At 55.9% G+C, this 21754-nt stretch carries 21 protein-coding genes; 16 read left to right on the top strand and 5 right to left on the bottom strand.

Annotation, left to right across the window (positions count from 1 at the left end; translation table 11 throughout):
* Positions 1–23: 23 nt before the first annotated feature.
* Positions 24–1676, bottom strand: coding sequence for a thermosome subunit beta (thsB, locus tag BD01_RS03115; RefSeq protein WP_042689895.1), 1653 nt, complete (start codon positions 1674–1676; stop codon positions 24–26).
* Positions 1677–1856: 180 nt separating this feature from the next.
* Here thsB and BD01_RS03110 point away from each other — a divergent pair, with 180 nt between their 5' ends.
* Positions 1857–2165, top strand: coding sequence for a hypothetical protein (locus BD01_RS03110; protein WP_042689892.1), 309 nt, complete (start codon positions 1857–1859; stop codon positions 2163–2165).
* Positions 2162–2830 carry a Kae1-associated kinase Bud32 gene (locus BD01_RS03105; RefSeq protein WP_042689891.1) on the top strand — a complete coding sequence of 223 codons (669 nt, stop codon included), beginning with the start codon at positions 2162–2164 and terminating at the stop codon, positions 2828–2830. The genes BD01_RS03110 and BD01_RS03105 overlap by 4 nt, the downstream gene beginning before the upstream one ends.
* On the opposite strand, the gene BD01_RS03100 is transcribed toward BD01_RS03105, so the two are convergent.
* Together BD01_RS03100 and BD01_RS03095 are read right to left on the bottom strand one after the other, a co-directional pair.
* Positions 2820–4079: a methyl-accepting chemotaxis protein gene (locus BD01_RS03100; protein ID WP_042689888.1), complete on the bottom strand. Its 1260-nt coding sequence runs from the start codon at positions 4077–4079 to the stop codon at positions 2820–2822. The two genes, BD01_RS03105 and BD01_RS03100, sit on opposite strands and share 11 nt — an antisense overlap.
* A gap of 105 nt (positions 4080–4184) precedes the next feature.
* Complete coding sequence (locus tag BD01_RS03095) at positions 4185–5918, bottom strand: MutS2 family protein (protein WP_042689886.1); 1734 nt, start codon at positions 5916–5918, stop codon at positions 4185–4187.
* An 89-nt stretch (positions 5919–6007) separates the two neighbouring features.
* Here BD01_RS03095 and BD01_RS03090 point away from each other — a divergent pair, with 89 nt between their 5' ends.
* The 8 genes from BD01_RS03090 (at position 6008) to BD01_RS03060 (ending at position 15849) form a co-directional block, all read left to right on the top strand.
* Positions 6008–7675 carry an ATP-binding protein gene (locus BD01_RS03090; RefSeq protein ID WP_042689883.1) on the top strand — a complete coding sequence of 556 codons (1668 nt, stop codon included), beginning with the start codon at positions 6008–6010 and terminating at the stop codon, positions 7673–7675.
* Between the two features lie 9 nt (positions 7676–7684).
* Positions 7685–9085 (top strand): DNA repair exonuclease, encoded by a 1401-nt coding sequence (locus BD01_RS03085; RefSeq protein WP_042689880.1) that lies wholly within the window; start codon positions 7685–7687, stop codon positions 9083–9085.
* Positions 9082–11739, top strand: coding sequence for a DNA double-strand break repair ATPase Rad50 (rad50, locus tag BD01_RS03080; RefSeq protein ID WP_042689878.1), 2658 nt, complete (start codon positions 9082–9084; stop codon positions 11737–11739). Before BD01_RS03085 ends, rad50 begins: the two co-directional genes overlap by 4 nt.
* Positions 11726–12964, top strand: coding sequence for a DNA double-strand break repair nuclease NurA (locus tag BD01_RS03075; protein WP_042689874.1), 1239 nt, complete (start codon positions 11726–11728; stop codon positions 12962–12964). Before rad50 ends, BD01_RS03075 begins: the two co-directional genes overlap by 14 nt.
* 5 nt (positions 12965–12969) lie before the next feature.
* Positions 12970–13692, top strand: coding sequence for a DUF72 domain-containing protein (locus BD01_RS03070; RefSeq protein WP_042689871.1), 723 nt, complete (start codon positions 12970–12972; stop codon positions 13690–13692).
* Positions 13693–13743: 51 nt separating this feature from the next.
* A complete protein-coding gene (locus BD01_RS11295) occupies positions 13744–13920 on the top strand; it encodes a hypothetical protein (RefSeq protein ID WP_169730285.1) in 177 nt (58 codons plus the stop codon).
* Positions 13917–14369 carry a PIN domain-containing protein gene (locus BD01_RS11135; protein WP_084606311.1) on the top strand — a complete coding sequence of 151 codons (453 nt, stop codon included), beginning with the start codon at positions 13917–13919 and terminating at the stop codon, positions 14367–14369. The genes BD01_RS11295 and BD01_RS11135 overlap by 4 nt, the downstream gene beginning before the upstream one ends.
* A gap of 115 nt (positions 14370–14484) precedes the next feature.
* Positions 14485–15849 carry an ATP-binding protein gene (locus BD01_RS03060; RefSeq protein WP_042689869.1) on the top strand — a complete coding sequence of 455 codons (1365 nt, stop codon included), beginning with the start codon at positions 14485–14487 and terminating at the stop codon, positions 15847–15849.
* Here BD01_RS03060 and gyaR read toward each other — a convergent pair.
* Together gyaR and BD01_RS03050 are read right to left on the bottom strand one after the other, a co-directional pair.
* Positions 15846–16853, bottom strand: a complete 1008-nt coding sequence (gene gyaR / locus BD01_RS03055) for a glyoxylate reductase (protein WP_042689867.1) — start codon at positions 16851–16853, stop codon at positions 15846–15848. The two genes, BD01_RS03060 and gyaR, sit on opposite strands and share 4 nt — an antisense overlap.
* A 34-nt stretch (positions 16854–16887) precedes the next feature.
* Positions 16888–18075 carry an aromatic amino acid transport family protein gene (locus BD01_RS03050; protein ID WP_042689864.1) on the bottom strand — a complete coding sequence of 396 codons (1188 nt, stop codon included), beginning with the start codon at positions 18073–18075 and terminating at the stop codon, positions 16888–16890.
* A gap of 133 nt (positions 18076–18208) precedes the next feature.
* On the opposite strand from BD01_RS03050, the gene cobB reads away from it, so the two are divergent.
* From cobB to BD01_RS03020, 6 genes are read left to right on the top strand one after another with little or no spacing between them, the layout of a single operon-like run.
* Positions 18209–18961: an NAD-dependent protein deacetylase gene (gene cobB, locus BD01_RS03045; protein WP_042689861.1), complete on the top strand. Its 753-nt coding sequence runs from the start codon at positions 18209–18211 to the stop codon at positions 18959–18961.
* Positions 18958–19359: a DUF3783 domain-containing protein gene (locus BD01_RS03040; RefSeq protein ID WP_042689859.1), complete on the top strand. Its 402-nt coding sequence runs from the start codon at positions 18958–18960 to the stop codon at positions 19357–19359. Before cobB ends, BD01_RS03040 begins: the two co-directional genes overlap by 4 nt.
* Positions 19360–19390: 31 nt before the next feature.
* The gene (locus BD01_RS03035; RefSeq protein ID WP_042689856.1) at positions 19391–20119 is read left to right on the top strand and encodes a TIGR02253 family HAD-type hydrolase; all 729 of its coding nucleotides are present in this window, start codon (positions 19391–19393) and stop codon (positions 20117–20119) included.
* Complete coding sequence (locus BD01_RS03030) at positions 20076–20657, top strand: ASCH domain-containing protein (protein ID WP_042689854.1); 582 nt, start codon at positions 20076–20078, stop codon at positions 20655–20657. Before BD01_RS03035 ends, BD01_RS03030 begins: the two co-directional genes overlap by 44 nt.
* Before the next feature lie 34 nt (positions 20658–20691).
* Positions 20692–21300 carry a phosphatase PAP2 family protein gene (locus BD01_RS03025; RefSeq protein ID WP_042689852.1) on the top strand — a complete coding sequence of 203 codons (609 nt, stop codon included), beginning with the start codon at positions 20692–20694 and terminating at the stop codon, positions 21298–21300.
* The gene (locus tag BD01_RS03020; protein ID WP_042689849.1) at positions 21293–21754 is read left to right on the top strand and encodes a COG2426 family protein; all 462 of its coding nucleotides are present in this window, start codon (positions 21293–21295) and stop codon (positions 21752–21754) included. Before BD01_RS03025 ends, BD01_RS03020 begins: the two co-directional genes overlap by 8 nt.

The following is a 21754-nucleotide window of genomic DNA, read 5'->3' as shown; positions in this document are numbered from 1 at the left end:
AAAATTGGGTAGAAAAGGGGGCATCACATGCCCATACCCATGTCCATGCCGCCCATTCCACCCATACCGCCCATTCCGCCGTTGCCCTCGCCGCCCTTGCTGGGCTTGGCGGCGATGACGTCGTCGATGCGGAGTATCATTATTGCCGCCTCGCTGGCGCTCTTGATGGCCTGCTTCGGAACGCGGAGCGGAGCGATGATACCCTTTTCAAGCATGTCCGCCGGCTTGCCCTCGAAGACGTCGATGCCTATTCCAAGGCCCTTGTTCTTGTGCTCGCTGATGACCTTGACCATTATGTCAACCGGGTCGAGTCCGGCGTTCTCGGCGAGGGTCTTCGGGATTATCTTGAGGGCCTCTGCAAATGCCTCAATGGCCAGAGCCTCCTTACCTCCGACCTGCTTGGCGAACTCGTCGAGCCTGATGCTGAGCTCGATTTCAGGAGCACCGCCGGCCGGAAGGACTGCGCCGTCCTCCATGACGTCCTTAACGACCTTGATGGCGTCTTCAAGCGCCCTCTCGACCTCGTCAACGACGTGCTCGGTTCCACCCCTGATGAGTATGGTTACCGCCTTCGGGTTCTTGCAGCCTTCAACGAATATCATGTTCTCGCCGGCAACCTTCCTCTGCTCGACAAGCTCAGCCTCACCGAGGTCTTCTGGAGTCAAGTCCTTAACGTTGGTGACTATCTTGGCGCCAGTAGCTTTCGCAAGCTTCTCCATGTCGCTCTTCTTAACGCGCCTGACGGCCATTATGCCGTGCTTGGCCAGGTAGTGCTGAGCCAGGTCGTCGATGCCCTTCTGGACGAAGAGAACGTTGGCCCCGGTTTTGGCTATCGCCTCAACCATATCCTTGAGCATCTTCTCCTCCTGCTCTATGAATTCGAAGAGCTGGTCCGGGCTGGTGATGTTTATCTTCGCATCGGTCTCGGTCTTCTTGACCTCGAGGGCGTCGCCAATGAGGGCAATCTTGGCGTTCTCGACGCGCCTCGGCATCCTCGGGTGGACTACTTCCTTGTCGATGACGACACCGCGAATGAGCTCGCTCTCGTCAACGCTCTCGCCGGGCTTCTTCTCTATCTTGATGTTGTCGATGTCAACCTTGTACTTTCCGTTCTCCTTCTCGGCGACCTGCATAACCGCCTGAACGGCAAGCTTAGCTAAGAGCTCGCGGTGGGCCTCGGCGCTCTTTCCGGTGATTGATGTCCCCGCTATTTTGAGGAGGGTCTCCTCGTCGTCGGGGTTGACCTTGATGGCTATCTCATCAAGTATCTCCTGGGCCTTCTCGGCCGCCATGGTGTAGCCCTTGACGATTATGCTCGGGTGAATGTTCTGGTCGAGAAGCTCTTCAGCCTTCTTCAGAAGCTCGCCAGCAATGACGACGGCGGTGGTGGTTCCATCACCGGCCTCCTTGTCCTGAGTCTTGGCAACCTCAACCATCATCTTGGCAGCGGGGTGCTGAAGGTCAATCTTGTCGAGAATGGTCGCGCCATCGTTGGTGATGACGATGTCGCCGAGGCTGTCAACCAGCATTTTGTCCATACCCTTCGGGCCGAGGGTGGTTCTAACCGTCTCGGCGACAATCCTCGCGGCGAGGATGTTAAGCCTCTGGGCGTCCTTTCCAACGTACCTCTGGGTTCCCTCCGGGAGTATTATAACGGGCTGTCCGCTCATGCTCATTTTGACATTCCTCCAAACGTTTTGCCTTTTTGCGGAATCAGTTCGTCAGCGCTCTATATAAATTTTTGGTTCAAATTGTTCAAATTTTCGGTCTAATTTTGGTCAATTGACAGAAAAAAGCTGGAGCGATTATGGAAAGGGCTAAAACCTTGGGGGACAATGACGGGTGGTGGGCAGTCCATGGACGTAAAGACCTACAACCTCCCCCCAGACTTCGCGAGAAAAGCCATTGAGGACATCGAACGCTATGGGATTGTCGCGGTGGACGTCGAGAACAGGGTTTCCCTCCTCGACGACATGCTAAAATCGGACGAGGAGAAGCTCAAGTACGCGCGGGAGAAGGTGAAGGAGGGCAACGTTGATAAGGCCGTGCTGGTCGTTCGAGATGGAATAGGAACGCTCGTGATAAACGTCGAGAACGTTGTTGAGATTCGGGTTGAGCTCGGGGAGTATGAAAAGTTGCTTCGGGAAGCAGGGGTGGTGGAATGAGGCTCATAGCTCAGGGCGCCGAGGCGAAAATCTATGAGGGAACCTTTGAGGAAGTCTTTGGCGTTGACCTGCTGAACGAGAGGATAATCGTGAAGCACAGGGTTCCTAAGAGGTACAGGATTCCGGAGATAGACGTCAAACTTAGGAAGGAGCGGAGCGTCAGGGAAGCCCGAATCCTCCACAGGGCCAAGGAGTTCGGCGTGAACTGCCCTTACGTCTACGAGGTCAACCTGCGCGATATGGTAATAGTGATGGAGTTCATAGAAGGAAAGCGGCTGAAGGAGCACCTTGAGGAAGTCCCGATGGACGAACGCTTAAACCTCTGCCGGGAAGTCGGAAGGCAGATAGGCAGGCTCCACAAAGCCGGCATCGTTCACGGCGACTTAACAACGAGCAATATGATTCTCCGCGGGGAGAAGGTCTACCTCATAGACTTCGGTTTGGCCGATTTTGATTCGACGCTCGAGGCGAGGGGCGTTGATTTACACCTGCTCAAAAGGGCCATGGAGAGCACCCACTACACTTGGTTCGAAGAGGGCTTTAAGGCCGTTCTTGAGGGCTACGGCGAGGTTCTCGGCGAGAAAGCGAGGAAGGAAATCGAGGAGAAGATAGAAGAGATAGAGAGCAGGGGAAGGTACAGGGAGCGGAGCTGGCTCAAAGCTTGAACCTGTTGACCTCTTCCATGAGCCTCTGGACGACCTCTTCGAAGTCCGCGAGCGTTGCGCGGACCTCCTCCAGCGCCGAGGTCTGCTCCTCCGCCGCGGCGCTGACCTCCTCTGCCGCAGCAGTGGTTTCCTCCGCGGATGCCGCGAGGTTCTCGAGGAAGCGCAGGCCCTCGTCTATCTTCTCGCCCTCCTCAAGGACCTTGTTCTTGAGCTCGTTGGCCTTGACCTCCATCTCCTCCATGAGCTCGGCTATGTGGGTGAGGTACGAGACGCTCTCCTTGAGGACTTCCGTTGACTGGGCAACGGTCTCGACGCTCTTTCCGGTGACCTCAACGCTCTCGTCAATCTTGGCCATAATCTGCTCCACGATGTTCCTGATATCGTCGGCGGCCTGTTTGCTCTCCTCTGCGAGGTTTCTAATCTCCTCGGCAACGACCGCGAAGCCCTTTCCAGCCTCACCGGCCCTCGCCGCCTCGATAGCCGCGTTCAACGCGAGCAAATTCGTCTGCTCCGCGATGCCAGTAATCACGTTGGTTATGTTGGCTATGTTCTTGCCCATCTCGGCAACGCCCTTGACGGTCTCCTCAATCATCAGCATCATGTTCCTTATCTCTTCAATCTGCCCGACGGCCTCTTCACCCTTCTGGCCACCCTCCCTGGCAAGTCCGACAACCTCGCTCATGGACCTCTCGAAGTCCTCCATTGTGTCTATGGTCTCCTTTCCTATCTCGTCAATGTAGCGCATGGTTTCCGTCATGTGGTTGATGTTCTCCTGCTCCCTCTGTGCCTCAATGCTGACCTGGTTGATTGCCTCTGCGACCTGCTGTATGGCCTCGCTAATCTGGTCTATGTTCTCCTTGATGAGGGCACTCCTCTCGTTTACAATCTCCGCCGCGTCCTTGATTGATGAGACCATTCTGTGGAGGTTCTGGCGCATCTTTTCTATGGCCTTCCGAATCTCCCTGAGATGTCCATCGAGCTCAACGTCCTCAACCGTTAGGTCTCCCTCTGCTATTCTGTCGAGGATTCTAATGATGGCATTCATCTGCTCCTCTATCTCCCTGCGGTACTGCTCCACCTCTGGAGGAATCTTTGCCTTCCCCGCTATGTTCTTCGTTAGCATTATCCCTGCTCCCACTCCGACGATACCACCGATCAGGCCCGCTATGGGGCCCGCTAAAAACGCCGGCACTATCGTCAGGCCGAAGGCCAGAACCGGTGACGCTATGAGCGCGCTCTTCTCATCCATGTCTCATCCCCCAGGGGAGTACGCGTTAAAAATACTTAAAGCTTTCTAATTCAACAAAGTAAGAACATAACGCCAAAAAGGTGTAGTAACCACCTACACAGGGACCTACACATTCCGTCCGAAAGAGGCCAGAATCCGCTCGTATATTTCCCTATCCCTTCCTCTCGCCTTTCTCGCGAGTCTCTCGACTATTAACTCAGGCGTGCTCCTGCCAAGCTTTCCGAAGACGGGTTGTCTGTCAACGATTAGATTAAGGTTCTCGTCGAGGCCCTTCGCCTCTATGCCGTCAACCCTCGCGAAGGGGAGTTCTTTCTTGAGGTCCTCGCCGAGGTGAGAAACAATAACGACCCTAAAGCCCCTCTCGTGGGCCACCTTGAGGAGCTCGCCGATTATCTTCACAGCGGCACCGGGCTCGGTTATGGCCTCGAACTCGTCTATCAGAATTAGCTTCCTCCCCTTACCGCGCAGGGCCCTCACGAAGGACTTAAGGGCGGTCTCAAAAGCCCCGGCCCCGTAAACGCTCCTCTTACGCCGGAAGAAGAACAGCTCGTCGAGGGGTTCGAGCCAGGCCCTCTCCGCTGGAACAGGAAAGCCCATGTGGAAGAGGATTTCAACCTGCGTTATCAGCTCAAGCAAACTCGTCTTTCCACCGCTGTTCGCGCCGGTGAGGATTACAACGTCTTCATCGTTAATCCTCTCCGCGCCGGGAGCGCTGAAGCCCTCGGGCTTCCTCCCTACGACGTAGCTCACCGGCTGTGGGTTCTCGATGAAGAGGTGACTCCCGCGAAGGAACGCAATTCCACCGCCCCAGATTTCCGGGAACGAAAAGCCCTCGGTGAATTCCCTCACAGCTAAGAGAAAGTCGAGCTCGTGAACCCTCTCAAGTTCCTCCTTGAGCTTGGGAATGAGTTCCCTTATCTCTTCAAGGATTTCCCTCGCCTTCAGGTAGCGTTCAAGGGCCAGCTCGCGTTCGAGAAGGTTTCTGAGTTCTTCGACCCTCTCTGCAGGAACACGAATCGGGTAAAGCTCCTCCCGCGAGAAGAGCTCCACCGTAACGCCGAGCCTCTCAGAGAGGTCGCGCTCGGCCTCGTTTATCAGCCCAAGGATTTCCTCCTCGACATCGCTGAAGTGCCGGAATATGGCATCGTAGTTCCCCTCACGGAGCTGGGCGAGGAAACTCAAGAGTTCTTTCCCGCTGAGGGTTAAACTGAAGTTCTCAAGCCTCTCGCCGATTCTCTCGTTGAGCTCGCGCTCCTTCTCCGCTATCAGTTCGTCGAGGGATTCGAGAACCTTTTGGCGCCCCATTACCTCCTCGAACTCCTTCAAGGCCTCAAGCATTCTCGGAGCAACGCTACCCTCGCCGGTCAGCTCACCGATTCTGGCGAGGGCCTCAAGCGTCTCCCTGTTCCTCCAGAGGGGTAGAATGTAAAGCTCAGGAGCGATTTCCTGAGGTTTCAGCTCAACGTCAACCCCGTAGCCGAGTGTGCTCAGGACAATCGGATACTCGCGGGCCTCCTCGACCTCGGTCGTGACGTGGCACAGGTTCAAAGACTCGGCCTCTTCAACCTCGGACTCGTCGACAAGGAGAACCCTGTCGTTCAGGAACTCCCTCTGGAACCGTATCGGTTTAACCTTCGAGATTAGGCCCCTCATCTCGGGCTTTACCTTCGAGAGTCCCTCCCTGAGATACTCCTGCCGTCTCATTATCTCGTCCGGGTCGTTCGTGAGGGAAAAGCGCTCGAGATGGGCCTCGCTACCCGGAAGGCTCAGCCTCCTCCGAATCTCAGACAGGATTGCCCTGTGAACTGTTCTCGCCTCTGGGTTCAGCTTCGGCCTCATCCCCGGAAGCTACGCCCTGGAGTTTATAAGGTTGACCTGCATCGAAAGGTTTTTGTTTTCGGCCGGGCGAATCAACTCAAGGTGGTAATATGGAGGGTCGCGACGCTTCGGTTGGAATAGTGTTCGGTGAATCGAGTACCGACCACTTCACTTTCATAGTCAACCCCCGGAACGAGCTCCCGCGCTTCGGCGAGTTCCTCGTCGTCAAAAACCGCGAGGGAGACGAGGTTTTGGCACTCCTCAAGTCCATCAGAAACCTCAACTGGCTTATGGAAGCCGGAAGAGGGAGTTACGACTACGTTGAAAAAACCGTCAACGTTTTCTCGCGCGGAATCCTCGACAAAAGCGAGGAGATACTGGCTACCGCCAAGGTTCTCGGCGTTCTCAGAACGAGGGACGGCGAGTTTCTGGTGAAACCGGCACCGAACCGCGTTCCCATAAAGCCGGGCGAGAGGGTTTATCTAGCTAAAGACGAGGATTTGGAGAGAATCTTCGCCAACGGCCACCTCAGGATTGGGAAGCTCATCGCGAGGGGAGGTATAGAGGTTCGCCTCGACGCCAACAGGCTCGTTTCGAGGCACTTTGCGGTTCTGGCCGTTACTGGAGCCGGCAAGTCCAACACGATAGCGGTTCTCACCAAGGAGCTTGTGGACAACGTGAACGCGACCGTCGTAATCCTCGACCCCCACGGCGAGTACCAGAGGTTGAGCTGGCCCGGGGCGCGCGTCAACCCGATAAAGGCCACGATAGACCCCGGCAGAATAAGGCTGAGCGAACTGGCAACGCTTTTGGGAATAGCGGAGAACGCGAGCCTTCAGAGGCGCTTCCTCGGGCTGATTTATAGGACGGTCAAGGAGGAGATGAGAAGGGACGGAAAGGTCGTCGGTGGTCTGCCATTCCTCGAGGCGATGGAGGACAAGATAGAGGAGTGGATTAGGGTTTACGAGAACACCGACGACAAGGTAATCTACTACTACAACGAGAAGGGCATAGAGACGCCGAGGAAGATTCAGGCGAGGGATTTGGACTCCCTGATAAGGCTGAAGGACTACATAGGCGAGCTGAAGGCCAACTTCGGCGAGTTCATAAGCCCGGTAGATGTCCTCGGCGAGATAAGACCCGGCATGGTGAACGTCATAGACCTCAGCGGAATGGAAGAGGAGCAGATGATAACGCTCGCGAGCTTCGTTCTGAGGGGCATACTCAAGAACCGCATCGAGTACATCAAAGCCGTCAGAACCAACGATAGGCTCACCGCGAGGGAGATACTGGAGGCTTACCCGGCCGTGAAGAAGCCAATCCTCGTCATAGTTGAGGAGGCACACATATTCGCGCCGAGGGGCGAGAAGAACCCCGCAACCCTGTGGCTCGGCAAGATAGCCAGGGAAGGCAGGAAGTTCGGCGTCGGCCTTGGAATAGTGTCCCAGAGGCCGAAGAAGCTGGACGACGACATACTCAGCCAGACCAACACCAAGATAATACTCAAGCTGGTTGAGCCCAACGACCAGCGCTACGTCCAGCAGGCGAGCGAGCAGATAAGCGAGGACCTGCTGAGCGATATAGCCTCCTTAGGAGTGGGTGAAGCGGTTATAGTCGGCTACGCCATCACGATTCCGGCGATGGTGAAGATTTATAACTTCGAGAAGGACTTCAACGGCCACTATGGAGGAAGGGACATAGATATCGTTGAGGAGTGGCTTGAAGGGAAGGAGGAAGAGGTTAGCGAGGAAGAGGCAATAGCGTCCCTCCCGCTGTGAGGTGTTAGGATGAGGTTCGCGCACATAGCCGATGCCCATCTCGGCAGGGAGCAGTTCAACCAGCCCTTCCGCTACGAGGACTACGTTAGGGCCTTCCGCGAGGCGGTTGAGAAGGCCGTTAAGGCGAACGTGGACTTCATACTCATCGCCGGAGACCTCTTCCACGTGAGCAGGCCGTCGCCGAAGGCCCTGCGCGATGCCGTCGAGATACTCGAAATCCCGAGGAGAAGGGAAATCCCGGTCTTCGCCATCGAGGGCAACCACGACAAGACGATTCGGGAAGCTTCCGTCTTCGACCTGCTCGAACACCTGGGCCTTCTAAGGACCCTCGGCCTCAGGAGGGAAGAAAAAAGGGACGAGTTCCTGCGGAGCAAGAAAATAGCGGACCGCTACCTCGTCTGGGCCGAGGTTGGAGACCTCAAAATCTACGGCCTGAGACACCACACGCGCTGGCAACTTATAAGGGGCAACACCAACGTCCTGAGGGCCCTCTTCAAGAAAGGCGACATCCTGATGCTCCACCAGGCCGTTGACTACCTCGCGAAGGACACCCCTTATCAGGATGCCTTTGACCTCAAGCTCAACGAACTCCCCGAGAATTTCTCCTATTACGCCCTCGGGCACATCCACGTGAGGAAAATAGCCGAGCCAGACCAGACCGGCTTAAACGGGCCAATCGTTTACCCCGGTTCGCTCGAGAGAACCGACGTTAGGGAGGCAAGCCACGTAATAGTCTACGGCGAGAAGGACAAGAAGCCGAGGGTCAGGGAAAACAACCAGCCGAAGGGCTTCTACATCGTTGAGGACTTCCGGCCGGAGTTCGTTGAGGTCGAAACGAGGCCCTTCTACCGCGTTACGGTTTCGGGAAACTCAAAGGCCGAACTCAGGTGGAAGGTCGAGGAGGTAGCGGGACTGATTCCGAAAGAGGCCGTTGCAATCATCTACCTCGAGGGAACTGTGAAGGGTGGCGTTAGTTTGGCGGAGTTCAACGACCTGCTGAAGGATTCAGGCATAGCCTACTACGCCTTCAGGAGCAGGGTCACGGGCGAGGCGATAATCTCGAAGGAGCGCGTGGGCGAGGAGATACTGACCGAGTGGGAGAGGGAGCTCTTCCTCCACCTGAGGAGTGAACCCAAGGAGTTCCCGCTCGACGAGTTCATGGACTGGCTCCTTGAGAAGTACCGCCTCGGCGTTCCGGCGGAGATGAGTGCAAGGGCCCGTAAACCAGCGGAAGAGCCGAGGAAACCGGAAAACGTTGAAAAGAAACCGCCGAAGGAGGAAAAGCACGTGAAAGCAACTCCGAAGAGGGAGAAACAGGAAAAGCCAAAACCCGAGAAGAAGACCGGAAAGAAACCGAAGCCGGCAAAGCCGTCGAGCCTCGACGCGTGGCTGAGGGGTGGTAGGCGATGAGGGTCAGGAAAATTGAGATTCGGAACTTCAGGGCCCACAGGAAAAGCGTTGTCGAGTTCAGCGACGGCATAAACCTGATAATCGGCCAGAATGGAGCGGGAAAGAGCTCAATCCTCGAGGCCATCTTCGCCTCGCTTTACCTCGGGCACCCGAGCTTCCCAAAGGGTTATCTCGCTACCAACGCCCGCGTCGGAACCGGGGAGCTTTCCCTGAGCCTGGAGTTCGAGCACAACGGCAAAACCTACCGCATAACCCGAACAACGAAGAAGAGCGAGCTCCTCGAGAACGGAAGGCTTATCGCGGAGAAGAGCTCCGACATAGCGCGCTGGGTCGAGCGGAACGTTTACCCCCTTCAGGTCTACACGAACGCGCTCTACATTCGACAGGGCGAGATTGAGGGCATAATCACCAACCGCGAGGTCATGGAGAAGGTTCTGCGCAAGGTCCTCGGTATAGAGGACTACAAGAACGCCGAGAGGAACTCGGGGGAGGTAATCCGCGAGCTGAAGAGGAGGAAGGAGAACCTCAAGAGGCTCATCGAGAGGAAAGCTGAAATCGAGGGGAACCTCCGCGATGCCGAGAAGAGGTTCGCCGAGACGCTGAGGAAGATTAGCGAGCTGAGGAAGAGGGAAAGGGAGCTTTCGGCCGAGGTGGAGAAGCTTTCCAAGCTCTATCAAGAGATGAAGGAGAGGAAAGAGCTGATAGCCGGCCTCGAGAAGAAGATAGCTCTCCTCGAAAAATCGCTGGCGAGCGAGGAAAAGCTCCTCAGGGAAAGGGAGAAGAGGATTGAGGAGCTGAAGCTCGAGCTCGAGGAGCTGGAGGAGAAGAAGGCGAGACTCGAGGAGCTGAAGCCACTCGCCGAGGAGTACACCGAGCTCGGTAAACTGCTGAAGCTGAAGGACGAGCTCTCGAAGGTCGAGGTTGGGCTTTCCTCTCTGAAAGAAAAGCTCCGCTCCCTCGAGAGGGAAACGGCGAAGCGTGCTGAGCTGGAGAAAAAGCTTGAGGAGCTGAAGAAGAAAGAGGCCGAGACGAGGAGGGAATACGAGAGGCTCAAGGAGAGGCACCGGCTCTACCAGCGTGCCCTGTCAATCCTCGGTGAGGCCGAGAAGCACAGGAAGGAACTCGAGAGGGCCGGCTACACCGTCGAGAAGCTTGAGAGGGAACTCAAAGAAATCGAGAAAGCCAAGGAGGAGCTTGAAAAACTCCAGGAGGAGATTTCGAAGGTCAGGGAGAAAATAGCCTCGCTGAAGGGGAAAAAGGCGGAGCTTAGGGCCAACATGGAGAGGCTGGAGGGGGCCAAAATCTGCCCTCTCTGCAGGAGACCCATAGACGAGCACGAGGAAGGCGAAATCCTGACCGAATACAGGTCGGAGATATCAAGGATTGAGGGAGAAGTTAAAACCCTCGAGAAGGAACTTGAAAGGCTGAAAAAGCGCGAGCTCGAGCTCAGGAAGCTTCTCGCGAGGGAGCCAAAGCTAATCCGCCTCAAGAAGACGGCTGACCTGCTCAGAGAAGCTGAGGAAAAGCTTGAGGAGCTTGGCGTTGAAGAACTGGAAAAGGACGCCGAACTCTTCGAGGAAACGAGGGAGAAGCTCATCGGTCTCAAGAAGGAAATTCGGGGCGTGAGGGAGAGGCTTGAGGAGCTTGAGGGCCTTGAGAAGGAAACGGAAGAAGTAAAGAATGAACTCCACGCCCTCGAGGAGAGAAAGGCCGATATTCTAAAGAGGCTCTCCGAGAGGGGATTCGGCTCCTTTGAAGAGGTCGAGGAGAGGATTGGGGAGCTTGAGAAGCCCTACCGGGAGTTCCTCTCGCTGAAGGACGTTCCGAGACGGATTGAAGCCCTCGAGAAGAAGCTCGACATCGAGCGGAGGAAGGCCGACGAGTCAAGGGAGAACATGGAGTGCCTGAAGGCCGAGCTCGGAAAGGCGAGAGAAGAGCTGGAGGAAGCCAAAAAGGACTTCTCGGAGGAGGAATTTGAGAGGGCCGAGAGGGAATACCTTGAGAAATCGAGAGCCCTCGAGAGGGCGAGGGCCGAGCTTGAGGGAGCGGAGAGCCTAAGGGACGAGATAGCTCGCCTGATAGACGAGCTGAAGGCAAACCTCGGGGAGATTGAAAGGGCCGAGAGGGAGCTCGAGCTCATCGAGAAGGCCCTCGCGGATATAACGGCCTTTAGGGAGAAGATAGCCCGGCTGAAGGCGGAGGAGGAGCTGAGGGGTCTTGAAGAGGTGCAGAAGCTGGCCGGAGAGCTGTTCTCGGAGATGACCGAGGGCAAGTATCAGGGGATAAGGCTGAGGCGCGAGAAGAAGTACGGAAAGGAGAGGATTGAGCTCAAAGTCCTCTACGCGGGCAACGAGGTGGGAATAGACTTCCTCAGCGGTGGAGAAAGAATAGCGCTCGGTCTGGCCTTTAGGCTGGCCCTCTCGCTCTACAAGGTGGGCAACCTTGAGCTCCTCATATTGGACGAGCCGACGCCCTTCCTCGACGAGGAGAGGAGGAAGAAGCTCGTGGAGATTATATCGAGCCAGCTGAGGAAGATACCGCAGGTAATCATCGTCTCGCACGATGAGGAGCTGAAGGACGCGGCCGATTACGTGATAAGGGTTACCAACGCCGGTGAAGCGAGGGTGGAGGTGGAGAGCCTTGGAGCGTATTGACGACAGGCACCTCGAGGAAATCAGGCACTTCCTCAGGGAGAGCAGGAAAGAGCTCGGAAAGCTCGTTCCCCTCGTGAGGAAGCACTACCACTGGGAGAGCCTGCCCGAGCCGAAGAAAGCTAAGGTTTACGCCGTTGACGGCAGTAGAATGGCCAAGAGGCTCAGTGGGGCGATAATCTACGCCGTCTCTGCATCGGCGGTCGGCGATGACCTCTACTACTGGAACGACATCGGGGCGCTCTTCCCCTACAGCAACGCGGACGACAGGATAAGGGTTCACATGGATACCTTAGAAAAAAGAATGGGTGCCCTCGTCGGGGAAATGTCGGACCTAGTGCTCATGGACGGCACGATAAGCGGGGCCCTCATAAGACCGCCGAGCTACGCGAACTCGACCACGAACCAGCTCTACGAGAGGCACGGGAGGACGCTTTTGGAGGCCTCGCTGGACTTCCTTGATGCCCTGAACCTCAAGTGGAGGGAGTGGAAGCGGGAGCTCAAAAAGGGCGTCATCTCGGGTCCATCTCTGCTCGCCCGCGGGAGGGAAGGAAAGTCAATCTTCAAGATACTGGAGGAGAAGGGCTCACGGAGCATTCGCGGGAAAATCTGGTGGGTGGTTGATGCCGAAAACCTGATAGTCCTCTTTGAATACCTTGAATACCTCCACGCCCTCGACAGGCTTTTGGGAAACGAGATAGCCTCGATAGCCAAGACCTTCTACCGCTCCGACGTCATAGGGACGGTGGCCGAGAGGGAGAAGCTGAAGAAAGTTCCAATAATGGTGGACACGCCGGTCGTTGCTTCGCTGACCGATAGGAGCGGTTACCTGCGCTTCTCGTCGAAGGTCGGCAAGAAGGAGGCCCTTGCTCAACTAATCCTCGACCTCATGGAGCACGGCTTTTTCGAGAACCTTCGCGAGATTCTCGTCCTCGACGGGAGGAAGATAGAGGGCGCGAGAATTAACCCGGCCTACGTCCGCTTCGCAGACGGGGGATTGATTTACCTCCTCGAGGTTCCGGAGGGGCAGGACTTCGAGGAGACGCTGGCAAAAATCCTCTCAGTGGCCGAAGATGAGTACGTGATTCCGCTTGAGTACGCGCACCACTCAGTCGTAATCAAGAAGAGGGAGTTCGACGCGTACGTTGATGCAATCCTGAGCGCGATAGTTGGCGAGGACGAGGCTTACCTGAACTTCCTGCGCTACGGAAGGGAACCGCTGGAGTGATGGAGATGATTAGGGTCGGAACGTGTGGCTTCTGCGAGGGAAGGGCGAAGTATTTCCGGGACTTCGATGCCGTTGAGGTTCAGCAGACCTTTTACAGAATCCTTGGGGAGAAAACCCTCGAGCGCTGGAGGAAGGAAGCTCCCGAGGGCTTTACCTTCGCGATGAAGGCTTTTCAGGGCGTAACACACCCTCCAAACAGCCCGACGTGGCGGAGAAGCAACGTGAAGCCGAGCAAAAACGTCGGCCTTTTGAGGCCCAAGGGCGACGTCCTTCACTTCTGGCGCCTGACGCTGAAGAAAGCCGAAATCCTTGGCGCGCGCTTCATTCTAATTCAATTGCCAAAGAGCTTCAAGGAGAGCGAGGAGAGCTTCACCAACGCGGAAAGGTTCTTCGAGATGATTGACAGGGGAAGCTTCGAGATAGCCGTTGAGCTGAGGGGCTGGAGCGAGAAGGGCGTGAAAAGATTCGTTAGGGCCTTCGACGTCATAGACGTTACCGACCCGCTCGTGAGGATTCCGCTCCACAGCGGTGAGACGAACTACTACCGCCTTCACGGGCGCTACGAGAACGGGCGGATAATCTACCGGCACTCCTACAGCGATGAGGAACTGCAAAGAATCAGGGAGCGCGTCCTCGGCTGGAACAGGGGCGAGAGCTTCGTCTTCTTCAACAACACCGACATGTGCTGGGACGCGAAGAGGTTCAAGGCGATTATAGAAGAAGGGTGAAACTTCGATAGGAATTTATACAACTCCATTGAATTCCCATTAGGTGGGAGCATGGAGGAGATAACGATAAAGGTTCCGGCGGGAGTTGACATTGAACGGCTCAAAAAATTCCTTGAAGTTGACGCAGAGTTTCTCGCAAAGGCAATGAAAAAGAAAGTCCGCCCCGGAATGCTTGGAAGAGCAAGCGCCGAGGAGCTTGAGGAGTACGCCGGGGAGGTAGGCCGGTGATTTACGTTGATTCCAACGTGTTTTACAACTACCTCTTTGAGACTTCCCTAACGGAGCGGGCGTTCCAAGTTCTTGAGAAAAACCGAGGAATGCTGGCCACGTCATTTTCAACGGTGGAAGAAGCAACTTATGTCGTTTTAAGAAAGTTTCTCTCGGAAAAAGCTGGGATTCGCAACAGATATGATGCAAAAAGATATCTGAAGACGCGTGAGGGCAGGGCGTTGATAGACGAGGCTTTTACATCGGTACTTGCATTGATTTTTCAATATGACGTTGAACTCGTTGAGGACGCAACGAGTCTGGGGCTTGTCCAAAGCTATGCCGTCAAATACGGTTTGATGCCAAGAGATGCCCAGATTGTCGCCACCTGCCTTCTAAATGGAATAAAGAAAATAGCAACCTTTGACAACGACTTCGATGACGTTGATGAGCTCTCTGTTATTCGATAGGCTCAGGCACGGGTCCAGCTCATCACCGTCAGCCGAGGGTGTCGTCATCATCGCCACCGAAACTAAAAACCCTGAACCTCAAAAACTTTATAAGCCATGAAACGTACTCACAAGTATGATACTCATGAGTAAGTTCATTGACCGCGAGAGCGAGCTCGAGTTCATGAGGTCGAGGTACGCCTCGGGGAAGCCGGAGCTGATAATCCTCTACGGCAGGAGGAGGATAGGCAAGACGTACCTCCTTCAAAGGTTCCTCTCAGAGGTCGGGGGAATTTATCTCCTCGCGGAGGAGAGCGAGACCATCTTGGAGGATTTCTCGGAGAGATTGGCGGAGTACTTCAACGACCCGTTCCTGCGGGAGAACCCGCTCCAGAGCTGGAAAGCGTTTTTCACTTACCTCGCGGGAAAAAGCGGGGAGAGGCTCGTCGTGGTGGTAGACGAGGTTCAGTATGTGGCCAAGGCCCACAGGGAATTCCTCAGCGTCCTCCAGAAGTACTGGGATTTGCACCTTTCGAAGACGAAGATAATGCTCGTTCTCTGCGGCTCGCTGGTTTCCTTCATGGAGGGCGTTCTTTCAGCCAAATCGCCGATATACGGGCGGAGAACCGGGGCGTGGAAGGTCGAGGAGATGAACTTTTTTAAGGTCAGGAAGTTCCACTCGCTGAGCACTGAAGAGGCGGTTTACGTCTATTCCGTCTTCGGTGGGGTTCCCCAGTACTGGGCCGACTACAATCCCGAGCTTGACTTCTGGGACAACCTCAGATTCCTGCTCCTCTCGAAGGGCGCCAAGTACTACGACGAGCCGAAATACCTCCTCAAGGAGGAGCTCCGCGACGTCTCGCGCTACTTCTCAATCCTCAGGGCGATAGCGCTCGGCTACACCCGCTTTGGGGAGATAGCGGACAAAGCGAGAATAGAGAAAAACTCACTCGGCAAGTACCTGCTCGTCCTCCAGGAGATGGGCTACGTTACCGAGGAACTGCCCGTAACTGGAGGAAAGCGGGGACGCTACCGCATAGCGGACAACCTCTTCAACTTCTGGTTCCGCTTCGTCTATCCGCGGAGGAGCGAAATCGAGATGGGGATTGACGTTGTTGACGACATTAAGCGGAACTTCAACGAGTACCTCGGCTTCGTTTTCGAGCAAATTGCGAGGGAGTTCCTCATCGAGCTGAACAGAAGAGGGGAGCTTCCGTTCCGCTTCACAAAAATCGGTAGATGGTGGCGCAAGGGTGAGGAAATCGATTTGGTCGCTTTGAACGAGTGGGAAAAGCGGGCGCTCTTCGTTGAGGTGAAGTGGAAGAAACTGAGCGAAAGGGAAGCGCGGGGAATTCTGAAGGACCTGGAGAGGAAGGCCGAGCTTGTGGGACTTGATGACTGGGAGCACTATTACGGCTTGGTTGCTAAGAGCGTTGAAGGGAAAGAGAAGCTGAGGAAAGAAGGCTGGCTCGTCTGGGACCTGGGGGACTTTTCGCTCTAACGTTCCTCGAACCCCGGCTTCCTGACATTTACCACTTCTCTGTTCACGAGCGTCGGCGGAATCTGGCCGTTCTTGAATGCGATGAGGTTCCTCGCCACGAGCTCGGCCATTCCTTCCCTCGCTCCAAAGGTCGCGCTGCCGATGTGGGGCGCCAAGACCACGTTCCTCAGGCTGAAGAGCTCTTCGTTGTAGTACGGCTCCTCCTCGTAGACGTCTAAACCAGCTCCGCCAATCCAGCCCTCCCTAAGGGCCCTGATGAGCGCATCGGTGTCAACGACCTTTCCGCGCGCTATGTTCACGAGAATTGCCGTTTCCTTCATGAGCTTGAGCTCCCGCTCGCCTATCATGTGGTAGGTTTCCTTCGTTAGAGGAACGGCCAGAACCACGAAGTCGCTCTCGCTCAGGAGCTCGTAGAGAGGTTTGAACTCTGCGTTGAGTTCCTTCTCCGCCTCTGGCTTCCTCGTGCGGGAGTAGTAGAGGATTCTCATGCCGAAGCCCTTAGCCCTTCTCGCCACCGCCTGTCCGATTCTGCCGAAGCCGATGATTCCGATGGTTTTGCCGTAAACGTCATAGCCCAAGAACCAGCGCGGATGCCAGGCAATACTGCGCTTCTTCCACTCGCCGGAGCGGGTGAAGTTATCGGCCTCGATTAAACGCCTCGCCGTTGCAAGCAAAAGTGTCCACGCGAAGTCCGCCGTCGCGTCGGTGAGGACGTCTGGAGTGTTCGTTATGTAGATTCCCCTCCGCGTTGCCTCTTCAACGTCTATGTTGTCGTAGCCGACGGCGTAGTTGGCAACTATTCTTAATCTTGGCGCGTTGTCGAAGACCTCTTTATCAACCCTCTCGCTGAGCATCGTGACGAGGGCATCTACGTCGCGAACCTTCTCGAGGAGAACCTCCCGGGGAATTTCCCTTTCTTCCGGCCAGACCTCGACCTCAAAGTGCTCCTTCAGCATCTCGATGCCGTTCTCGGGAATGGCGCGCGTGATGAAGACCTTCGGCATGACCACCACCGGATAAAGAAAAGAAGGGACGCTTTTAGCGTTTTCTCAGCCTGTCAACGAGCCAGATGAGTATCGGCAGGATTATGAAGGCCATCATGTCTCCGGTGTCCCCCGCGAAGGCCAGGACGTCAGCGAAGTTCTTGACGCCGGCAAAGTACACGATTGCAGGTGGAATGACCGTTAGGCCCCACGCTATCGGCCTCTTGAGCTTGACGAACTCCTCGTTGTTGCTCTGCTGTGCAAGGGCGATTCCGATGTAGCTCGTGGTTATTGCCAGGAGCGGGATGAGGTTGCCGACGATTCTTCCAAGGTGGCCGTAGAGGCTCTCAAGGCCCTGCGTTGCTATCTGGGGCGTGTTCCTGCCGAAGGCGAGGAGGAAGGCGACCATGAATATCGCGTAGATGGCCGTGGGAATGATGAATGCCCAGACGAGGACCTTCTTGGTCTCCTCGTAGCTTCCGAGGCCCTTGTAGACGTCCGGAATCACCGTGTGGCAACCAAGGGCGAAGATTGCCACACCGGTTATGCTGAGGATTCCCGAGAGGTCGGTGTAGAGGCCGTTGCTCAGCTTCGCGTGGGGAACGAGCATGAGGGTGACCGCTATGAAGAGCGCCAGCATGACGTAGCTCATCGCCAGCTCGGTCTTTCCACTTGCCTCAAGACCGCGGTAAACGACTATCGAGGCGAGAACCCAGAATATGAACGCTCCGGCCGTTTCGCTTATCCCGAAGAGGCTCGCGAAGACGCTTCCCATTCCCGCTATGTAGGCGAGGATTGCTCCGAAGCTCATGATGAATATGCTGACGTACATCAGCCAGCCGCCGGCCTTTCCGAGGACGCGCTGGGCTATGGTACTCATCTGCGCCCCGCCCATTCCGGCTGAGAACTTGAGGACGATGAAGCCTGTCCAGAGCATCAGGAACATCACGCCGATGAGCACTGCCAGGGCAGGTATGAGGCCGACCTTGCTCGCCGCGTAAGGCAGTCCCAGCACTCCCGCGCCTATCTGCGTCCCCACGAGGATGGCCAGCGCTTCCCCTTTGGTTATGCGCTTCTTCTCAACGCGAATCGTGCTTATCCTAAGACCCCTAACGCACTTCCTCTTCCTGAGGTTCTGAATCAGGATGAGCTTTTTCCTCCTCTGCGCCGCTATACGGGCTGAGTAATAACGACCGTGTGAGGTGGTAACCTTCCTTCTCTCAACCCCTTCCGAAACGGGCATTCTCTCACCCCCGCTCAATGTCCCGATGAACACAATTTAAACCCTCGCTCGGAAGGTTGAAGGAGGTTTCTAATATCCTTCGACCGCCCGGTGGGTTGGATAGAATTTTTAAGTTTCCGGTCGAGATACCACCATGCTGAGCCATGCCGCTAAAATCCTGGCAAGGTCGCGCTTTGCGATAGCCTTTACCGGCGCGGGAATCAGTGCGGAGAGCGGTGTCCCAACGTTCAGGGGCTTCAACGGCCTGTGGAAGCGCTACCGACCGGAAGAGCTTGCAACACCCGAGGCTTTCAAGCGGGACCCCCACCTCGTCTGGGAGTTCTACCGGTGGAGGATGCGCAAGATTCTGGATGCGAAGCCGAACCCAGCCCACTATGCTCTGGCGGAGCTTGAGCGGATGGGGCTTCTAAGGGCGGTGATAACCCAGAACGTTGACGATTTGCATAGAGAAGCTGGAACCAGAAACCTCATAGAGCTCCACGGAAACATCTTCCGGGTTCGCTGTACTTCCTGCGATTACAGGGAGAACCTGAAGGAAAGCGGTCGGGTTTATGAGTTCGTGGACTCAAAGGACCTCCCGAGGTGCCCCCGTTGCGGTTCCCTCCTCAGGCCCGACGTGGTCTGGTTCGGAGAGGCCCTGCCGAGGGATGCTCTGGAAGAGGCCTTTCGGCTGGCGGAGAAGGCCGACGTGGTCATCGTCGTCGGGACGAGCGGAGTTGTTTATCCCGCCGCATACATCCCCTACATCGTTAAGGAGCACGGCGGTAGGGTCATAGAGGTAAACGTTGAGAGGAGCGGAATAACGCCGATTGCGGACGTTTTCCTGCGCGGGAAGGCGGGCGAAGTGCTTCCAAAGCTCGTTGAGCTCGTGAGGGGGTTGAAATGAAGTTGCTCCTGATAGGTTTTACCGAAGATGAAATCGAGAGGATTGCAGAGCTCGGTTACCCGGTTCTGCCGGTTCCCGAGCACTTCAGAAAGCTCACCCTGGCGGAGATACTGGAGAGGACAACGGAGGGCGGGAACCTTGACTGGGCCGGTGAAAGGTTCGTCATAATGCACGGCCTCGACAACGAGGGTATCAAGAGGGTTATAAATGAGGTCAGGAAGCTGGCCGAGGGAAGGGTAATCTTTGCGACGACGACCGAGACGAACCTCAAGTGGACACTGGAGGAGCTCCTTGATGAGCTGAGACGGGAGGATGAGTACTTCAGGGCCATGAGAGAGGCGAAAAAACAGGCCAAAGGGAAGAGAGGCCTCTTTCTCGACATCGGCAACGTTAAATAGTCCGCCGAGAATAAACCTAAGGGGTCGGGGTATGATTAGGGCCGTCCTGTTTGACCTTGACGACACGATTGTTGACACCACCCGCTTGGCTGAGATGGCGCGTCGAAACGCGATAGAGAACATGATACGCCACGGTCTTCCCGTTGACTTCGAGACGGCTTACAACGAGCTCCTTGAGCTGATAGCGGAGTACGGTAGCAACTTCAACAGGCATTTTGACTATCTGCTGAGGCGTTTGGAACTTCCAAACAACCCTAAGTGGGTTGCTTCAGGCGTTATAGCCTACCACAACACGAAGTTCGCCTACCTGAAGAGCGTCCGGGGCGCGAGGAAGGTTCTCCTCGAGCTCAAGAAGGACGGCTACATCCTCGCGATAATCACCGACGGAGACCCGATAAAGCAGTGGGAGAAGATACTCCGCCTCGAGCTGGACGAGTTCTTCGACGACGTCTTCATCTCGGATTACCTTGGCGTCAAGAAGCCCCATCCGAAGATTTTTAAGCGGGCCCTCAAGAAGCTCGGTGTTAAACCGGAAGAGGCCATAATGGTCGGCGACAGGCTCTACTCCGACATCTACGGGGCCAAGCAGGTGGGAATGAGAACCGTCTGGTTCAGGTATGGAAAATACCGCGACCGGGAGCTCGACTACCTCGACTACGCCGACTTCACGATTGAGAGCCTTGAAGAGGTTCCGAAGATTGTGAGGGGACTCAACAATGAGGAAAAAGAGCGTTCAGATTCGGAAGTTCATGCTGATTGACTCCGCCTACAAGTCGAGAATCCTGAGGGGAGACAAGGTCACGACGATACGCTACGGTAGCTACGAGGCGAAGCCCGGGAGCGAGGTTTACCTCGTGATAACGCCGAGCGACACTGCCATAGCGAAGGTCAGAATCACAAAGGTCGAGCGGAAGAAGGTTAGGGAACTCACCAACGAAGACGCCAAGCTCGACGGCTTCTCCGACGTTAAGGAGCTCCTCAGGGAGCTGAACAAAATCTACGGCGAGCTCTACGGGGACGACGAGGTTACGATAATAGGCTTCGAAGTTGTGAAGCGGTTTAAAGACGGAATCCCCCTCAAGTGGCTCAAGGGCCTCAACTACCGCGAGCCGGAGGAGATAGCGCGCCTCTACCTCGAAAACCAGGACAGGCTCAACTTCAACCGCGAAACGGACTTCATAATGCGCCGTATCTACAACGAGGGCCTCGGAAAGGCCGTCAGAACCTTCGGACCGAAGAGAGTCCAGCAGGCCCTTCTCAAGGTTTACCACGGCCTCTACAACGAGGGGCTGATTTAGAAAAGCTTTTTAGGAGGGCGTCTTTTCCTCAACCATGCTCAAATTAAGGGAAAAGCTCCTGCTGAACACGGCGCTGCTGGCGCTCGTTCTTATCCTCCAGCTCGCGGGGCTAATGAAAGGCATCAACACCAAAGTTGATTCTCTCCTTCCATCCCCAAGTCCAAGTTTGCTGAGCGTCCTAACGGCATTCGGGGGTGACGTCTTTCTAATCGCCTTTTCCCTCCTCACAGTACTCCTCGACGTCAGGAACTCCGGAAAGCTATCGCGAGAGACGCTCGTTTTCCTCGTCTCGGCAGTCATCGGCCTTGTCATAGTCGGGGTTCTCAAGGTCGCAATCAACGAGCCGAGACCCCGCAACCACGGGGGCTTCTCCTTTCCATCGGGCCACACTTACAGAGGAGCAATAATCGCGGTCTACGCCTCGAACCGCTGGAAGCGGGCAACTCCCCTGGCGGTTCTCTTCGCGCTCGGCGTTGCGATGACGCGGTTGCTCCTCCACGTCCACTGGTTCGGCGACGTCCTCTTCAGCCTGCTCCTCGCTCCCTGGGTCTATAGTATCGTCAAGGCCACCCAGGACTCGTGGCTTCCGCTCTACAGGCGGGTAATCTCAAGGCTCGGGCTGGGGGCGTTCGACGTTGAGTAGCTTTCTTGAGGTCTTCCTGCTCTCCCTCGTGCCAACGTTTGAAGGGAGGTACGCGATAGTCTACGGCATCGGGCGGGGTTATCCCCTCTGGGAAACCCTCCTGAGCGCTTCCCTCGGCGTTCTGCTTCTCTCGCTCCTCCTGCCGGCACTGCTCCCCTACATAGACCGAATCATGCTCTGGCTCGAAAAAACGCCCCTCAGAAAGGTGGCTCACTTCTACCTCTACTACGTCGAGAGGGTCAGGAAAAAGGCGCACCCCTACGTGGAGAAATGGGGCTTCATCGGCCTCACAATCTTCGTTGCCATACCACTGCCGGGAACCGGGATATGGACCGGGGCTTTGGCCGCTTACCTCCTCGGAATCGAGAAAAAGCAGACGGTTCCTGCCTTAATCCTCGGCGGGCTTTTGAGCATGGCGGTAACTGTTCTGCCGGCACTGGGGCTGTTCGGGTGA

Source organism: Thermococcus nautili (genome assembly GCF_000585495.1).
In the GTDB taxonomy this organism is placed as follows: Archaea; Methanobacteriota_B; Thermococci; order Thermococcales; family Thermococcaceae; genus Thermococcus; species Thermococcus nautili.
This window is presented reverse-complemented; position numbering and strand designations above follow the sequence as displayed.